Below are 16,384 nucleotides of genomic sequence, written 5' to 3'. Positions count from 1 at the left end.
ATATCCAGTCATAGGATAGATTCTTACGTAGCGTTTCTGGCGTGCATTTTCGGGTGGTTTGTTACTGTTTTTAACGGGGACACGTCAGAAACGCGCTCAGGCCGTCTGAGCGGTACGCGTAATGCGGCGTTATGGTAAATAGCCTATGCTAATGTCCGCTAAGAGCGAGATATAGTCATTCGTACCCTGAGAATTACACTTTGAAGTGATTCAGGGTATGCGCTTACTGGTTACGAATATTGAGCGAGAATCATGTGATGATCGCCGCTTTTCTTTCGAGCCAGTAGGTGCTCCACGTTCGCTAACGAATACTCAGGGCATGCAGATAAACTGCTGGCTATATTTCTTTCGAAGAGCGTGGAATGCATACCAATCCCCGATAAAAAGGAGTTGGTGATGACTGTGACTAATCAATTTGCTGCGCACGTTGGTCTGGACTGGGCTGATAAAAAACACGATGTCTGTGTTCAGTTTAAAAACGGTGAACGCGTATTCGATGTGATTGAACATACAGCAGAAGCGCTTGATGCCTGGCTTACTGAGTTACACCAGAAAGTAAAAGGTAGAATCGCAATAGCTCTCGAACTGAAGAAGGGCCCCGTGGTATATGCTCTTCAAAAATACCCCTTTATCACCGTTTTCCCCGTCCACGCATTGTCCCTGGCTCGTTATCGGCAAGCCTTCTCGCCCAGCGGCGCTAAAGATGATCCGCAGGATGCCGAGCTGGCATTAGAGTTAATGCTGCGTTACCCCCAGAAGATAAAAGCTATTGAACCCGACAATGCGGATATTCGCTTACTTCAGCAACTGGTTGAGCAACGTCGTCAGTTGGTTGAAGATAAACGACGCTTTGTGAACCGGATAATCAACACGCTTAAACAGTATTATCCTCAGCCACTGGAGTGGTTCTCACATCGGGGTAGCTTACTGTTGTGTGAGCTGATTATCCGGTGGCCCAGTCTGCAACAACTGAAACGAGCCAGACGCGACACGATCCGCAACTTTCTGAATGCCAAAGGTGGTCGCGCTATGGCCCTTACCGAGCAACGTGTTGCGAGTATTGATAATGCGATCCCATTGACTACAGACCCGAGTGTTATAGAGGCTAATGCTTTGATGGCAGCAGCACTGGCGACACAAATTAAAGTCGTGAGTGAAATCATCAAAACCTATGACGAACGAATCGAAACGCTGTTTGACACATTGCCAGATGCGGGGCTGTTCAAATCACTTCCGGGCATGGGACCGTGCATGGGCCCACGGATGCTTGCTGCACTTGGTGATAATCGTGACCGGTTTAACAGCGCTGAAGAAATTCAAAACTACGCAGGTATAGCACCGGTGACCGAACGAAGCGGCCAAAAATCATGGGTTCACTGGCGATGGCAATGTGCCAAGTTCGTCAGGCAGACCTTTGTTGAATGGGCTGCCAAGACGGTTAATTCATCATACTGGGCCAAACTGTATTATCAGGGCCTTAGAGAAAAGGGCAAATCTCATCAGTCTGCGATCCGGGCACTGGCGTTCAAATGGATAAGGATCATTTACCGCTGCTGGAAGGCCAGAACCTGTTATGACGAAGCGAAATATTTGCTGGCTCTCGAAGCGAGACACTCGCCCTTACTGAAGCCATAAAAAGCTTGTCGAATGTCTCAGGGCGTGAAGCGGACATTGCAGACTGCCCAGTAGAAAAAGTGCTATCAGAATTATCTAAAGGAAGATCGTATTTACCATGTCTCATTCTAACTGTTTAATAAATTACAAAAATTAAAATTTCCATTTAATATCATCGCGTTAAGCAAGAGAATTAAACCTCTCATTTAATTTATGATTCTTATTTAATTCATGAGTTGGTGTAAAAATAGGTTGCCGCACTATAGAAAGACACATATTTAAACCCAGCAGGAAATCATATTTGAAAGTAATGTGTTTAAGGGGCTGCGTAACAAGAACAGCAAGTAAACACATAGTAATAACAGTTACCATTCCCATTTCGCAAGTGGCCATATCAGAGGTGAACTAATGCCTGCTGCAATTTTAAGAATTAAGGTTATCCTAATAATTCTTTTGTATGATTAAGATCATCGATAAATTTACTAAGGACTCATTAATGAAATTGCGACTCTGGAATCTATTACCCCATGATTACGCTCCTTTTTTTCGTATTCTTCACATCATTGTGGCATTTCTAATATTATCACAAATTATTAACTCTAATCTGACAGAGACCGAAGCAATTGGTGAACATAGTCTTGAAGGAGTTATAACCTGGATGCACATTATTTCAGGGTTAGGACTGATTATTTGTGGTTTTATTATGTTAAGTTGGATGCTTACTCAAAGAGGTTTTACTTATTATTTTTCATGGGTAGGGCTTGACTTTAGTGGTATTAAGCAAGATATAAAAACGTTGACTAGTTTCCGACTGCCCGATGCACATTCGGGAGGTATTGCCAGTACAATCCAAGGATTTGGAGTTCTAGCATTGCTAATTGTAGCACTTTCAGGTGGCCTATGGTTCTTGTTGAATACCATGCAGTCAAATCTGGCTGAAACAGTAATCCACTGGCATAAGTTCTTTACTACTTTCATTGAGGTCTATTTTTATGCACATGGTGCAATGGGAGTTTTGCATATTTTAATTGAAAAATATAAAAGCCGCTCAGTTAACCTAAGTGACTAATCTGTTGTGAGATAATATTACTTCAAGTTGAAGAAAACCCTAAAAATAAAATTTAGTTTACTAGAAGATGAAACAGCACTTGCAGAGACTTTTTAATTAAATTTAATAAAAACGAAAAAATATTCATGGCGAAATGATTGTTTAATTATCTATCATGGATAGAAATGTGAGTTAGTCGTCCTATTTTAGGAAGTTAATAATGACTAAAACAAAAGGGTTACCTCGTCCGCTGACGCACTACGCTTGGCTTTCCATTGCCACGGCTATTGCCACTATCGGACTCAAAGGTGTGGCGTGGAAAATGACCGGTTCGGTCGGTCTGCTATCTGATGCCATCGAATCCGTAGTTAACCTCGCAGGAGCCCTAATGGCGCTCTGGATGCTGACCTTGGCTGCGCTTCCGGCCGATGAGAACCATGCATATGGGCACGGCAAAGCCGAATATTTCTCGAGTGCTTTCGAAGGATTTCTGATCCTATTGGCGGCAGCCAGTATCGCCTATACCGCAGTTGAGCGGATGTTAACTCCACAGCCGCTTGAGGAGATTGGTCTCGGATTACTGGTTTCAACAGTCGCATCAATCCTTAATTTTGTGACGGCTCGCATTTTGTTAAGGGCTGGCAGGCAGCACAACTCTATCACTCTTGAGGCAGATGCTCATCACCTGCTGACCGATGTCTGGACGTCGGTCGGTGTCATTTTTGGTGTCGGACTGGTTTATCTGACCGGCTGGTTTTGGGTCGATCCGATCGTTGCATTGCTGGTCGCAGCCAACATCGTTTGGACTGGTTATCAGCTTATGAGTCGTTCAGCTGCAGGTCTGATGGACGTATCGCTACCCACGGAAGAACTCAAAAAAATCGAGTCACTGCTGGCAGGATATCGTGAACAGGGGCTTGATTTCCATGCACTACGTACACGCCAGGCTGGCGGGCGGGCGTTTATGACAATGCACATCCTAGTTCCTGGGCGATGGACTGTTCAATATGGGCACGACTGGGCCGAGCGTATAGAGAATGATATCCGCACCGCACTGCCTTTTATCCATATCACCACTCATGTGGAACCGTTGGAAGATCCCGCGTCAATGAACGACCAAACGCTCGACATTTCTGATCACTAAACTAACCACATGTCGCTGGTCGGGCAGGGTAACAAACCTCGCTCTACAAAAATTTCAGGTATTCTCTATAATTCTGAGGGTACTTGATGTGACCTGCGCCCAATTGTTGGGCACGCAATATTTTTAAAAAGTCCGCTTCTGGCACAAAGCGGACAGTGATCACCGTTCTTACGACTACTTTCTGACTTACTTCGTGACTTGCCCTAAGCATGTTGTAGTGCGATACTTGTAATGACATTTGTAATTACAAGGGGTGTAAGACATGGGTAGCATTAACCTACGTATTGACGATGAACTTAAAGCGCGTTCTTACGCCGCGCTTGAAAAAATGGGCGTAACTCCTTCTGAAGCGCTTCGTCTCATGCTCGAGTATATCGCTGACAATGAACGCTTGCCGTTCAAACAGACACTCCTGAGTGATGAAGATGCTGAACTTGTGGAGATAGTGAAAGAACGACTTCGTAATCCTAAGCCAGTACGTGTGACGCTGGATGAACTCTGATGGCGTATTTTCTGGATTTTGACGAGCGGGCACTAAAGGAATGGCGAAAGCTGGGCTCGACGGTACGTGAACAGTTGAAAAAGAAGCTGGTTGAAGTACTTGAGTCACCCCGGATTGAAGCAAACAAGCTCCGTGGTATGCCTGATTGTTACAAGATTAAGCTCCGGTCTTCAGGCTATCGCCTTGTATACCAGGTTATAGACGAGAAAGTTGTCGTTTTCGTGATTTCTGTTGGGAAAAGAGAACGCTCGGAAGTATATAGCGAGGCGGTCAAACGCATTCTCTGAACCAAAGCATGACATCTCTGTTTCGCACCGATGGTGACACTTCTGCTTTGCGTTGACAGGAGAAGAAGGCCATGAAAATGCCGAACCAACCCATTGTTTTGTGCATATTAATAGTTTGTTTAACGCTGTTGATATTCACCTGGCTCACACGAAACTCGCTTTGCGAGTTGCGGATGAAAGACGGAACAAGGGAGGTATCTGCTATCCTGGCCTACGAATCCGGTAAGTAGCTGACAAAGAGGGGGGCAACCCCCTCTTTTCGGGGTGTGGATTAGTATGCCATCGGCACCTTTTGAAAGGGTTTCTCCAGTCGGGGAAACCCTTTTTTCCTCCCGTCTTGTGGCATATAGCCTTTTGTATAAATCAAGAACCAGACCCAAAGAGTCCCACTTCACGCAAACCGTTCAAAAGCCTTAGCGTAATCCAGTCGGGAAAAATTTCACCGGTGCTCGTCCGGGCACGTACCGGAAACAATGGACTTCTCACTGGTCGGTAGCTCATAGAACGTAGCCATTGCGGTCAGTCCTTATTCTGTACCCAGTAGAGTTTTATGGCCGTCTGGCAAATCGTTCAAACATTGTCATTTCTGTTCTCGCTGCATCCGGTCAAATGATACGGTGAATTCAGCTCATGGGCATTCGCATCGCAGTCTACGAAGGCACCAGAAGTTTGAGGATGTTACGCAAAGAACAGTTATCAGTGTCAACAACGGGTAAAAAGTGATCCACTTACCGCCACCACCAACGGTTTAATATTGATCCACCTTGTTTACTCAGGATTAGCTTCAGCTATAACCCCGGCCTTTCGTTTCTGCTTCAGTCGATAGCTTTCCCCTTTTATTTGCACGACGTGTGAGTGATGTAAGATCCGGTCCAGCATCGCCGATGTCAGCGCTGCATCACCGGCGAACGTCTGATCCCACTGCCCGAACGGCAGGTTGGAGGTCAGGATCATCGCGCTCTTCTCGTAACGTTTGGCGATGACCTGGAAGAACAGCTTGGCTTCCTCCTGACTGAACGGCAGATAACCTATTTCATCGATGATAAGCAGCTTCGGGGCCATGACACCACGATTGAGAGTCGTTTTGTAACGGCCCTGACGCTGTGAAGTGGACAGCTGTAGCAGCAGGTCCGCTGCTGTTGTGAAGCGAACCTTGATGCCCGCCCGTACTGCTTCGTAGCCCATGGCTATCGCCAGATGCGTTTTTCCCACGCCCGATGGCCCCAGCAACACGATGTTTTCGTTACGCTCTATGAAGCTCAGGGATCGCAGCGACTGGATTTGCTTCTGAGGAGCGCCGGTGGCGAAGGTGAAGTCGTACTCCTCGAACGTCTTTACCGCCGGGAAGGCTGCCATCCGCGTGTACATCGCCTGTTTACGCTGATGCCGGGCCAGTTTCTCCTCATGTAACAGGTGCTCCAGGAAGTCCATGTAGCTCCATTCCTGATCCACCGCCTGTTGCGACAGCGCCGGCGCTGCGCCGATAAGACTGTCCAGCTGGAGCTGTTCGGCAAGCACCATCAGCCGTTGATGTTGCAGTTCGACCATCATGCGGCTCCTCTGCAGAACGTGTCATAGATGGAGAGCGGATGATGCAACGGCTGCCTGTCGAAGGTCATCAGGCTTTCATCAACCTGCACGTCATACTGTTTTTTCTCCGGTGGCAGTGCCAGCATGGATTGCTGTTCCTCCACCCAGCGATCGCAGGGGCGGGTCTGGATAGTTTCATGCTTACGTTGATTGGCCACATCGTACAGCCAGCGCAGGCCGTAACGGTTTGCGGTTTCAACATCGACGGTGATCCCCATCGGACGCAGGCGTGTCATTAACGGGATATAGAAGCTGTTGCGGGCGTACTGCACCATCCTCTCCACCTTGCCTTTAGTCTGCGCCCTGAAGGGACGGCACAGGCGGGGAGAGAAGCCCATCTCTTTGCCGAACTGCCACAGGGAAGGATGGAACCGGTGCTGCCCGGTCTGGTAAGCATCACGCTGCAGCACCACCGTTTTCATATTGTCGTACAGGACTTCCTGCGGTACACCGCCGAAGAAGCTGAACGCATTGCGGTGACAGGCTTCCAGCGTGTCGTAGCGCATGTTGTCGGTGAACTCGATGTAAAGCATTCTGCTGTATCCCAGAACAGCGACGAACACATGCAGGGGTGACTTGCCGTTTCGCATGGTCCCCCAGTCAACCTGCATCTGCCGTCCGGGCTCGGTTTCGAAGCGAACGACCGGTTCTGCCTGTGCTGGCAGGGTCTGTTTACGGATGAACTCTCTCAGGATAGTAAGCCCTCCACGATAGCCCAGCTCCATGATTTCCCTGGCAATAACGGTCGCCGGGATTTTGTAGGGATGCGCATCGCTGATCCGCTTAGAGATGTAATCACGGTATTCATCGAGCAGTGATGATGGTGCCGGGCGTGGTGAATACTGCGGCTTTTCAGATTTGGCTTTCAGGTGGCTGCGGACAGTATTGCGCGAAATACCCAGCTCCCTGGCAATGGCCCGGATACTCATTCCCCGCTTGTGCAGGACTTTAATTTCCATACGAATCTCAAAAGTGATCATAAGCTCCCCTGTATTCAGAGGAGCAGATTAACCCCTGGATCAATTTTCAACCGCTGGGGTGGATCAGTTTTGCACCGTTGGTAACAATCAGGTTTGCTGGTGGGCGTAATGCCTACCTCTACTTTACTTCATAGGGATTCTTCTGCGGGGAAGCAAGAATTGACTCAACGTTGTCCGGTCGTACCAGATTTGTCGCGGAAAGCGCCTTTTTGTGAGGGGGGCCGCAGCGCTAAACCTTTTCCTGGAACGACATGAAGGACAGCAGAGCGTCCGCCCTGGAGGACAGCTCAATACAGTCTCCACGCTGCGGTTCTATCTCTTCGTCAATGGTTTCATTGTACCAAATACGCAGCCGCCATCCCTTCGCAGGGAAAGCGCTCTGCATCGCCAGGACCATCCCCTCCGGCGACAGCAGTTCTCGACAGAGGTAGCAGGCCCCGATCCGGGTTGAATCCCGCAGCCACATTACGGGATACTCTTTAACCAGTTGGTCATACACGCATTCTGCCATATGAAAGTAATTTTCGTCAGCCCTGCAAAAATCACACATTCGATTTCCTTAAATGGTGTTCATCGAGATAATTCAGAAAGTTGATTCGCCAAACTACGGGGCATTTCTTTAATGGCGGAGCTTTACATCACTATTTCTGTCATTTTCAAATCCGCCGGATACAGCAATAATTGCACCGAACAGCGGTTTGAACTGCAATGCATCCGTAGGGTATGCGACAATAATAAGGCTCTTCCCGTACTCTTAAAAATGGAAGAGTTTAAAACCCATACTGCTGGGATGAGCGAAGCACGGTACATTATGCCAGCGTATAAGGGCCGTCATAACTTGTTTTTTTCTAGAACACGGCGAAGTTTTCTTACCTGGGAAGCTGTGGAAAGCGTACCGGTTCGGGGATGGCATGCGCTTGCCTTTTCACCTGGTTTGAGTACATAGGCTAATGCCAGCTCGTTCAGAGCCGCCTCAGCTTTCAACAGGGCCTCAATGGCCGTGTTCAGGTATACAGTTCGGCTCTCATGGTTCATCAGGATTTTCCTCACAAGGGTAAAAATGACAGGCGATACCTGCCGTTTACCCTTTGTCTCCGTTAAGAATGGCATCACGGCAGGCTTCCCAGATTACCTGGGCATTAGCATCACACTCCACGAACCCGCCGCACTGATCGTATATCACCTGGTATACCTCAGGGGGAATCTTCCCAGGCGCAACCGGAGTTGAGCGTTTGCCTTTATGAATCTCATCTGCGGTATCACAGACAGCGTCGAGATGCCGCGACATCCACTCAGATAATTTCAGACCCTCTCGATTTGCCTGTTTTACATAGCGAACCTTTCTGGAAACCGTAGATCGCATCTGAATCTGTGTCACAGCTGGCACATCTTCTTTCATGGCATTCTGTAATGCAGCTTTGGGCTTTTTCATGTTCATGGTTGCTTTAAATTATTCTGGAGTTCGTCTGATATAAATGCTGACGTGATCTGTCAGCGTTGCTTAAATAGTTTATCGCCTTCCGCCAGTTCGCCGTTGAGCTGTTCAATCACGCTCCAGATGAGCCGATCATCCGGCGTTGAGCCTGCACACTCTTTCACGACCGCCACGGGTCTAAATTCTTCAGGGTCTGCCTGCCCGGAGGTGAAGAGCCTGCTCTCAATCCAGTGGGCCCCCTCTGTGCAGCAGTGGCAACTGGTTTCAGGTGGTTCATCCAGACCGTCCACTCCACAGGCTGAGCAGGTGAACAGTTTGCGAGACCCACCAGCCAGTGGCGTATCGCAAGCTGCTGGAAGTGCGCCAGCATTGCGCCAGTACAGCACATGATTTGAATCGTAGCAGTGTCCATGAAGCAGAAGCGAAACGCCGCAACTGCGAGTTTCAATGGCTTTGCCTGTGCCAAGGTATTGCCCGATCTCGTCCCATACGTCCACTAAGGTGTCAGGCAGCGGACGCGTAACAGGGAACTTAGCGCAGTCGTCCGGGGTGCCTTTAATGCAGCAGAGGGCCGAATACGCAAGCTCCTGCATTTCGTAGGAGTACTGACCACATACCACGCGTTCCAGTTTGTCGATTAGTTGTTCTTTATTCATCATACTCAGCCTTATTAAACAAATTCATTACGCCACTGGCACCATCTGGCCGGAGCAGACTGCGGCCCGGTAGTAGAGCCGCAGGGGGTGTCGCTGGACTAACAGGTGCTCAGTGAGTCCCGCACTTCCTCATGACTGGTCATTTTCAGAAGAAGCTTTCCAGGGCAGCGTGGTTCCGCCTGTGAACGGGTGACGTCTTCGTTGATTGCCTGGATATGAGCAGATTCAACGGTCCGACGCTGTACGACATGGTTGCTCAGGTTGAATTCGCACTGGAGCCTTCTGGCATCAGAATCCGCGTTCATTGCAATACGTTCATCAAAGCGGCGGTTCATTCGCAGAGCCTCTTCGTGAGCTGCATCAACAAGGGTGCGTCTGGTGACATAGTCGTTACCAGCAAAAAACGATAGCTGAGCGTGTTCCGAAGAGTAGTCGGAGCTTCCCTTACAACGGGCAATCGCGGCTTCAGAGTGCAGGATTAATGAACTCAACCGTGAACAGACGTCATTGATGGTGCCGGTTTTCAGACAGTCGTGGATAAGTGTCCAGGCGGAAATGCTCAGCGGGCGGCTGGTGATCACATAGGGATTGTAATGATCAACCGTTACGATAGTACGCAGTGAATGAAGCGATTCGGACTGCGTACGTAAGTCACGGCGAACAGTACATGCCACCGAGGCAACATCTTTACATTCTTTGTCGGACATCGAGTCCAGTACGCGGATCTCCACCTCTGCCGCCTTTGAGGCGATATGCGCACTAATCTCACCCTTAAGACGTTTGTAGTCAGCCTTGAAGCTTCCCACGCTGTCAATATCGATCCAGTAACCACAGCTGTAACCAGCATTACCAAACTCGTCATCTTTCTCATAGTTCGGACAGCCGTCATTGCTCCAGCCAGCTTTTTCCAGCAGCTCGTCAATAGCGACCAGCTCAGCCATTGGTGCATGTTCGATAATGAAATAATGGACACGGCCCCAGGCATATGCGCGTGAACGGCCATCAACAGAAGTATCAGAAGTCGTCTGACGGGAAAGTTTCATGAGGTACTCCAGTTCTGCCCGGTACCGCCGGGGCGGTGGTGCGAAAGCCGCACCATGAATGACACTATGATCCTCCTAACTTCTATTGTCAATACAATTGAAGTGGCGTTGTATTTATTCATTATTTGGACCCGGCTCGTACGGAACGACCGTCGGGACTTGCCAATTATTCTGCGGTGAGCAGGGGGAAGGGAACATCCCACCGCTTGTTTCAAGATGTACAGCCAAGGAGGGCGCAGAATGCCTGACAGAATCATCGTGCAGCGGTAGCGAAAGACCTGACAAACGGGAAAAGTATCCTTTTATTCCAAAGCCAACCTCAGCTTTTAATGTCGCCAGTACGTTTCTTAAACATGCCAAATCGGTCTCTTATACGGCCGGATGGGCCCGATGAAAACGATAAAATGAGAAACAGAACCCGACACATCGCTGCTCTCTGGGAAAGCCGGTCAGCAGATGGAGCGCCAGGAACTAAATCCGCTGGTTTTAATAATGATTGAGGAGAACAAGATGAAAGATAACAAGACACGTCCTGTAGACTCGTATGCTCATGCTGATTTCATGGAGTCCGTCTTCAGCAACCTCAGGGCTTTCTGTGATGCGGAATGCCAGCGGCTAACTGCCGGTTATCCCCCAACTGTCAAACCAGAACAGCAAAGCACTGACGGCCAGCTGTCGGCGGCATAAATCATTACCTGCCAGTTCGTTCAAATTTCCGCTTCCTTAAGCCCGGGCCAAAAGCCCGGCTCAATCCAAAAACTGAACGTACCGGTTTACCTCTATATCTCCTCAATCCCCTGCGACTTACAAGAGACCCGCACCGGTTTAGCCATTCCTGTCCTGCCACTCTCTCATCACTGGCCCAGACAACCGGAAAAGTAACTTTTCTCTCCGACTCACCTTCTGAACCAGCTATTTTGCTTAAACGTAAAAACGGCCCACTGTTGTGAAGATTTAAAACGGACGGATCGAGTAGTATTGTCTCAGGAATTTTTTTTAAGAAAAGTTACTTTTTCTTCTGTGCAACCTATTAGAAAAAATGTCGAACCTGGTATTGTTGTGTTGTAGCGCAGTTAAACAACCAACCAAAAGAGAGAACAAAAATGTCCGCAATCGAAACTGAAGTAAAAAACAACAGCAACGAAATCAGCCTTCGTGGTTACCTGGAACGCACTGGTAACGGTGCCCGTAAAGGTAACGGCCTTATCATTGACCCTTCGGTTGTTGTAGAGCAGGAAGGCTTTAACACCCGCACGGCCGGTATGGGCGAGCTCTACTATTCAATGCCTCACGTTGTGGAACACCTGAACAGCCTGGCCGATGCCTACATGGAAGACCCGTTCAGCGTGACGCCTATCGTTGTTCAGATGGTTAATGGCGTACCTGTACTGCGTCAGGGGGCTTGCCGTATCCGTTCCATCGCTATTGCAAACCGCCAGCTGGAAGCAGAAGGGCGTGAACGCATTACTCGTATTCGCTGCGAAGAGTTTCGCGGTAGCGCTTCAAAAGCAGAACTCTTCACCCTGACCGGCAACTCCAACCTGGCGCTGTCTGTCGTAGCTGAAGCGCTTTCAATTAAGCGTCTTGTTGAAGATAAAGAAGAGCCTAAGACCTTTGCGGAACTGGCAAAAAAACGTGGTAAATCAGAGCAGCATCTTCGCCAGATGGTTCGCGTACTGGACCTGCCTTCTGAACTACAGACCATGCTTGTGAGCGATCAGGTGAGCATGTACGTTGCGCTGGACGAGTATATGTACAGCGGTGAGGATGCGGTAGATAACATCAACAAGGCGATCTCCATCTATGGTAAAGCGACGAAAAACACGCTGAAATTCGTCAAAGCTGCCAAGGTAGAAGAGCGCATGGCAGATCCGCAGACTCCGGAAAACTCCGGTGATGAGCAACCGGCAGGTAATGCTACCGTTAACACCCCGGTACCGGATCAACTGAATGATGAAAGCAATACAGAGACGCTGGTTACGCCACCGGTACAGGAACCAGCTCCGGCTCCAAAGGACAGCGCTCCTAAACAGAACCCGGCAGGTAAAGCACCATCCATGTCCAGCGTTCTGAACAAAAAGACCGTGACCGTCATTGCCGACACCGCGATCCCGATTTTTGAACGTATTGCTGAAGAAGCCAAGCTTAAAGAAGGTGAATCTGTCAGCACTGATACTTACACGCTTGTTCTGACCAATGATGAAATGAACGATATCATCAATGCTCATGCTGACCTGAAAGAGTACCTGCGTAAGCATGCTGAGAAGATGAATAAGGGACAGGCATGATTTTCTGACCGACCCCTCCATCCGGACGGGTCGGTAACTTTTTCAGGACAAGGGGAAACAGGGCAATGAAGGTAATGACTCCAACTTATTGATAGTGTTTTATGTTCAGATAATGCCCGATGACTTTGTCATGCAGCTCCACCGATTTTGAGAACGACAGCGACTTCCGTCCCAGCCGTGCCAGGTGCTGCCTCAGATTCAGGTTATGCCGCTCAATTCGCTGCGTATATCGCTTGCTGATTACGTGCAGCTTTCCCTTCAGGCGGGATTCATACAGCGGCCAGCCATCCGTCATCCATATCACCACGTCAAAGGGTGACAGCAGGCTCATAAGACGCCCCAGCGTCGCCATCGTGCGTTCACCGAATACGTGCGCAACAACCGTCTTCCGGAGCCTGTCATACGCGTAAAACAGCCAGCGCTGGCGCGATTTAGCCCCGACGTATCCCCACTGTTCGTCCATTTCCGCGCAGACGATGACGTCACTGCCCGGCTGTATGCGCGAGGTTACCGACTGCGGCCTGAGTTTTTTAAATGGCGGAAAATCGTGTTGAGGCCAACGCCCATAATGCGGGCGGTTGCCCGGCATCCAACGCCATTCATGGCCATATCAATGATTTTCTGGTGCGTACCGGGTTGAGAAGCGGTGTAAGTGAACTGCAGTTGCCATGTTTTACGGCAGTGAGAGCAGAGATAGCGCTGATGTCCGGCAGTGCTTTTGCCGTTACGCACCACCCCGTCAGTAGCTGAACAGGAGGGACAGCTGATAGAAACAGAAGCCACTGGAGCACCTCAAAAACACCATCATACACTAAATCAGTAAGTTGGCAGCATCACCTGCAATGGAAGCAGGTATAATAATCACATACAAAGGAGGGCATTATGAATACATTTTTATACGTGCTTTTGGCCTGGATTGTTGTGCTTTTTATCGCCAACAAACTGCTCGCAAGACGTAAGCCCAATACGGTTAAAATCCTGGTACAGCGCAACGGGAAAGCCGCAGAGGTTGATGCTGTAGTGGTTCAGGGTTCAAAGAGAGCTAACAACAGTTCTGTTGCGGACAGCGACGCGGTAGATAGTTATTTTGAAATGAATCCTTACTCCCGCGAAAACCAGGCGAATGGTTGGGCTATGCTGGCCAGAGACGATGACCAGCTTAAATAATCAGTTGAGTGTGATGTGTAAAGCAGCTTAAAACTCTAAATGGACGAACAGGGGAGGTGACAAAGATGACAACCAATACAACAACGACCACCTACCGCTCAGAAGAAATCGTGCCGTTCAGACGGCCCAAAGGGGATCTGGATAGTCGGTATATGCCTCAGGTGTATGCAATGGTGCGGAACTGGGCAAGTAACCCTGCTCAATATGGTGAGGGTGTACTGGCCTCCTACCGCCAACCGGCAGTAAACCTTGCCTACCAGGTAAAAGGAACTCGTGTTGTTTTAATTCTGGTACCAGTAGAGTGCGAGCCACCTGGAGTGATAATGACGGAAACAGTCCTGTGGCCGTCACTATCACTTGTAGAAGTCTTGCAGACCTTGCAGGAGGCCTGGCAAAATATTCCGGCGTTAAACCCCTGACGACTTCTGTCAATATCACCGGCTAGTGATTTACCTCTCTGCTGGTGGTCAGCCCGCCTAAGTTCAAATTATCTCTTTCTAAATTAGCCCGGATAAAAATCGGTCCCTCTAAAATAGCCTGCCCTGAGTAGGCTACGTCATACAAAGCGTTGGCCAGTCACCAGCTGGCTGGTGGCCATAATGCTCCACAGGATAAACCGTATCAGAACTACGCAAAGAAAAAGCCCCAACAATTTACCGATGGGGCCTTTTGCAGACATTTTACAGCCTTACCAATGATAGAGCGCTAAGGCTTCTGCTTAGTGAACAGACTTGCCCACAGATAATGGATAAAGTTGAGCAGAATGTATGTTACTCGTTGCTCGAATTTCATCGGGGCTTTGTACTTTGTCGTTATGTTATGAATATGAGTAAGGTCCGTATAGAGCCCTGGCGACTTCCTTGTTGACTTCAACACCGAACAGATGTGCTGAACAGACTCCGGTGTGAACAACCGTAGCCCTCGTCGTTGTTTGACTTTATGGATAAAATCGTCCATCCCCATACATAACCATTCCGGCTTGATGCCATCAAACTTACAACGTCCGTTTATGATGACGACATTGATACATTCCAGTTCTCTAGCCTTAAGAGCAGACTGAATAGCCCTGATGTGCCCCTGGTTTTGCTTAAACGGGTTCTGCAACTTGAGGGTTCGGGACTGAGTCCATTTCCGCCAGTGGCTTTCCTCCAGAGTACCGTAGAGCTTGCCTACGTAGTTTTTCTGCTCTATGACGTATATACCATGTGGGGCTACGAGAATGTGATCAACCTGCGTAGTGCTATGAGCCGACAACTGAAAGGTGAGATCACTAAGTAGCCCCTGAGCTTCTTCAGGAAGCCCAGATTCAATTGCCTTTGCAGTCCGCCGTTCCGCTATGGCAGAGGTCATAAATCCCAACAGACACAGCAACACGACGAAAATAAGGATAATGAAAGCTACCCCCGTAATGCTCCACAGCAGATTGAAAGCATCCATGTTACCTCACAGAGGGGTAGCTGGTGGCATTAACAGATTCTACTAAGCGGGTAGTGGTACCGGTAAGGCTCTCAATATTTGAAGACAGGCTCATCAGCATGCCGAGTGCAGAACGGAGATTACGATGAGGCTCATTGTAGTTTTTGAACGTGTCAGTGGAGTACATTTTTGAAAGACGTGTACGGATCTCTACTGACGTAAGATCTCCATCCACCAGGCCGTACTTAACTGCCTGAGGTGTTGGCCATACACGGCCTGAATAGAGAGAAACAGCATCGGCATCATGACGCGAGAGAAGCTTTTTACCCCGTCCAAGTTCAACATCAGTTATAAATTTTTCATGCATCGTGTTCAGGATCTCCTTCTGCATGAACTCCCTCGTTGAATCGGACAATGGGTGGAAGGGGTCAAGAGCATCTTTGAACTCACCGGCCGTAAGGGGCTCATTCTTGACGCCTACTGTGCTCATGATCTCTGACAGATTCCAGTGGTCCATACGCACACCGATAGAACCGATCAGGGCATTACTGTCGGCATAAATTGCATCAGCGGGCGATACCGCGTAATAGCATGCGGATGCGCATATGCCTTTCACACTAACGATGATTGGTTTATATGAGTCTGCGATATCAGAGAAAAAACGACCGGTACCGCTGGAGAGTACTTCGAGGGAGTTTTGCTTCGACCGTGCTTCATCGCCACGTTCTGTGCTCCCGGTTTTGTTACTCTTGTCAGCGGCTACAGATGAAAGAGAGCCACCGGCATCTGATACGCGTTCAATCTGTGGCTGGTGGTTTTTAAGCGCGTTTATCTGGCGGTAAATAATGATGGCGTCAGAGGGACCACCACCACCTGACTCTGCCTCGATAATAACTGCTTTGGCATGGGGATTATTGTAAGCTTTGGCAAGAGCTGTTGCGATCACTGTTCCATCGCCCGTTTCCGAGCCGGTACCCATCTCGCCAGAAATCCGTATTACAGCTATATGGTCTTTCTTCCCTTCAGCGTCCTGCCATTGTTCGTAAAGATTGTAGAAAGAAAACCCTACAGCGGTCATGGCAATTAGCGACATAGCAACTTTTGCCGTGGTATGAATGCGAAACATCTTATAAAAACGGTCAGCGTTATCATTGAGCGATTCTTTGATATTTGTAGGGGACTTCCTTTTTTTACTGCTTAACATCTGACCACCT

Annotated in this window: 20 protein-coding genes and 1 pseudogene; 10 read left to right on the top strand and 11 right to left on the bottom strand. The window is 48.8% G+C overall.

The genetic code is table 11. The features are described from left to right. The first annotated feature begins 396 nt into the window (after window positions 1-396). The 3 genes from QEN31_RS24830 (at window position 397) to QEN31_RS24820 (ending at window position 3,806) form a co-directional block, all read left to right on the top strand. Complete coding sequence (locus tag QEN31_RS24830) at window positions 397-1,635, top strand: IS110-like element ISEsa2 family transposase (protein ID WP_000219087.1); 1,239 nt, start codon at window positions 397-399, stop codon at window positions 1,633-1,635. Window positions 1,636-2,110: 475 nt separating this feature from the next. After that, on the top strand, window positions 2,111-2,683 hold the full coding sequence (locus tag QEN31_RS24825; RefSeq protein ID WP_001515348.1) for a cytochrome b/b6 domain-containing protein: 573 nt from the start codon (window positions 2,111-2,113) through the stop codon (window positions 2,681-2,683). A 199-nt stretch (window positions 2,684-2,882) separates the two neighbouring features. After that, window positions 2,883-3,806: a cation diffusion facilitator family transporter gene (locus tag QEN31_RS24820; protein ID WP_000167917.1), complete on the top strand. Its 924-nt coding sequence runs from the start codon at window positions 2,883-2,885 to the stop codon at window positions 3,804-3,806. A 121-nt stretch (window positions 3,807-3,927) separates the two neighbouring features. On the opposite strand, the pseudogene QEN31_RS24815 reads toward QEN31_RS24820, so the two are convergent. Then, window positions 3,928-4,044, bottom strand: a pseudogene (locus tag QEN31_RS24815) (hypothetical protein); the annotation flags it as partial. A gap of 24 nt (window positions 4,045-4,068) precedes the next feature. Between QEN31_RS24815 and relB the strand changes: the two are divergent. From relB to QEN31_RS24800, 3 genes are all read left to right on the top strand, one after another. Next, window positions 4,069-4,308, top strand: a complete 240-nt coding sequence (gene relB, locus QEN31_RS24810; protein WP_000534858.1) for a type II toxin-antitoxin system antitoxin RelB — start codon at window positions 4,069-4,071, stop codon at window positions 4,306-4,308. After that, complete coding sequence (gene relE, locus QEN31_RS24805; protein ID WP_000323025.1) at window positions 4,308-4,595, top strand: type II toxin-antitoxin system mRNA interferase RelE; 288 nt, start codon at window positions 4,308-4,310, stop codon at window positions 4,593-4,595. The genes relB and relE overlap by 1 nt, the downstream gene beginning before the upstream one ends. A gap of 71 nt (window positions 4,596-4,666) precedes the next feature. After that, entirely contained in the window at window positions 4,667-4,825 is a 159-nt protein-coding gene (locus tag QEN31_RS24800) for a type I toxin-antitoxin system Hok family toxin (protein WP_001447866.1), read from the top strand. Window positions 4,826-5,363: 538 nt separating this feature from the next. On the opposite strand, the gene istB is transcribed toward QEN31_RS24800, so the two are convergent. The 7 genes from istB to QEN31_RS24765 form a co-directional block, all read right to left on the bottom strand. Then, window positions 5,364-6,146 (bottom strand): IS21-like element ISSen3 family helper ATPase IstB, encoded by a 783-nt coding sequence (gene istB, locus QEN31_RS24795; protein ID WP_001531258.1) that lies wholly within the window; start codon window positions 6,144-6,146, stop codon window positions 5,364-5,366. Further along, entirely contained in the window at window positions 6,143-7,165 is a 1,023-nt protein-coding gene (istA, locus tag QEN31_RS24790) for an IS21-like element ISSen3 family transposase (RefSeq protein WP_000627495.1), read from the bottom strand. Before istA ends, istB begins: the two co-directional genes overlap by 4 nt. Before the next feature lie 229 nt (window positions 7,166-7,394). Further along, window positions 7,395-7,715, bottom strand: a complete 321-nt coding sequence (locus QEN31_RS24785; RefSeq protein WP_000332796.1) for a hypothetical protein — start codon at window positions 7,713-7,715, stop codon at window positions 7,395-7,397. A gap of 281 nt (window positions 7,716-7,996) precedes the next feature. Next, the gene (locus QEN31_RS24780; protein WP_001015183.1) at window positions 7,997-8,200 is read right to left on the bottom strand and encodes a hypothetical protein; all 204 of its coding nucleotides are present in this window, start codon (window positions 8,198-8,200) and stop codon (window positions 7,997-7,999) included. A 46-nt stretch (window positions 8,201-8,246) separates the two neighbouring features. Further along, window positions 8,247-8,597 carry a hypothetical protein gene (locus tag QEN31_RS24775; RefSeq protein WP_000743059.1) on the bottom strand — a complete coding sequence of 117 codons (351 nt, stop codon included), beginning with the start codon at window positions 8,595-8,597 and terminating at the stop codon, window positions 8,247-8,249. 59 nt (window positions 8,598-8,656) lie between these two features. Then, the gene (locus QEN31_RS24770; protein ID WP_012695474.1) at window positions 8,657-9,259 is read right to left on the bottom strand and encodes a hypothetical protein; all 603 of its coding nucleotides are present in this window, start codon (window positions 9,257-9,259) and stop codon (window positions 8,657-8,659) included. 95 nt (window positions 9,260-9,354) lie between these two features. After that, window positions 9,355-10,299, bottom strand: coding sequence for a DUF5417 domain-containing protein (locus tag QEN31_RS24765; RefSeq protein ID WP_000778029.1), 945 nt, complete (start codon window positions 10,297-10,299; stop codon window positions 9,355-9,357). A 510-nt stretch (window positions 10,300-10,809) separates the two neighbouring features. Between QEN31_RS24765 and QEN31_RS24760 the strand changes: the two genes are divergently transcribed. Both QEN31_RS24760 and QEN31_RS24755 read left to right on the top strand, forming a co-directional pair. Next, on the top strand, window positions 10,810-10,986 hold the full coding sequence (locus QEN31_RS24760; RefSeq protein ID WP_001371930.1) for a hypothetical protein: 177 nt from the start codon (window positions 10,810-10,812) through the stop codon (window positions 10,984-10,986). 416 nt (window positions 10,987-11,402) lie between these two features. Further along, window positions 11,403-12,587: a hypothetical protein gene (locus QEN31_RS24755; RefSeq protein ID WP_001272971.1), complete on the top strand. Its 1,185-nt coding sequence runs from the start codon at window positions 11,403-11,405 to the stop codon at window positions 12,585-12,587. A gap of 85 nt (window positions 12,588-12,672) precedes the next feature. On the opposite strand, the gene QEN31_RS24750 is transcribed toward QEN31_RS24755, so the two are convergent. After that, window positions 12,673-13,370, bottom strand: a protein-coding gene (locus QEN31_RS24750; RefSeq protein WP_095033700.1) for an IS1-like element IS1B family transposase whose coding sequence is annotated in 2 segments (ribosomal slippage) — window positions 12,673-13,121 and window positions 13,121-13,370 — 699 coding nt in all. Because the reading frame shifts where the segments join, the coding sequence is not laid out codon by codon here. A 99-nt stretch (window positions 13,371-13,469) separates the two neighbouring features. Between QEN31_RS24750 and QEN31_RS24745 the strand changes: the two genes are divergently transcribed. Both QEN31_RS24745 and QEN31_RS24740 read left to right on the top strand, forming a co-directional pair. Beyond that, a complete protein-coding gene (locus QEN31_RS24745) occupies window positions 13,470-13,754 on the top strand; it encodes a hypothetical protein (protein WP_001091367.1) in 285 nt (94 codons plus the stop codon). A gap of 65 nt (window positions 13,755-13,819) precedes the next feature. Beyond that, window positions 13,820-14,173, top strand: a complete 354-nt coding sequence (locus QEN31_RS24740) for a hypothetical protein (RefSeq protein WP_000210769.1) — start codon at window positions 13,820-13,822, stop codon at window positions 14,171-14,173. A gap of 286 nt (window positions 14,174-14,459) precedes the next feature. Here QEN31_RS24740 and QEN31_RS24735 read toward each other — a convergent pair whose 3' ends face one another. Further along, on the bottom strand, window positions 14,460-15,191 hold the full coding sequence (locus QEN31_RS24735; RefSeq protein ID WP_000338612.1) for a nuclease-related domain-containing protein: 732 nt from the start codon (window positions 15,189-15,191) through the stop codon (window positions 14,460-14,462). A gap of 1 nt (window position 15,192) precedes the next feature. Then, window positions 15,193-16,374, bottom strand: a complete 1,182-nt coding sequence (locus QEN31_RS24730; protein WP_000952985.1) for a S49 family peptidase — start codon at window positions 16,372-16,374, stop codon at window positions 15,193-15,195. Window positions 16,375-16,384: the final 10 nt, after the last annotated feature.

The sequence above is a fragment of the Salmonella sp. SA15303 genome (genome assembly GCF_029962125.1).
GTDB lineage: Bacteria > Pseudomonadota > Gammaproteobacteria > Enterobacterales > Enterobacteriaceae > Salmonella > Salmonella enterica.
The sequence above is the reverse complement of the archived record's forward strand: the minus strand, read 5'-3'. Positions and strand labels throughout refer to the sequence as shown.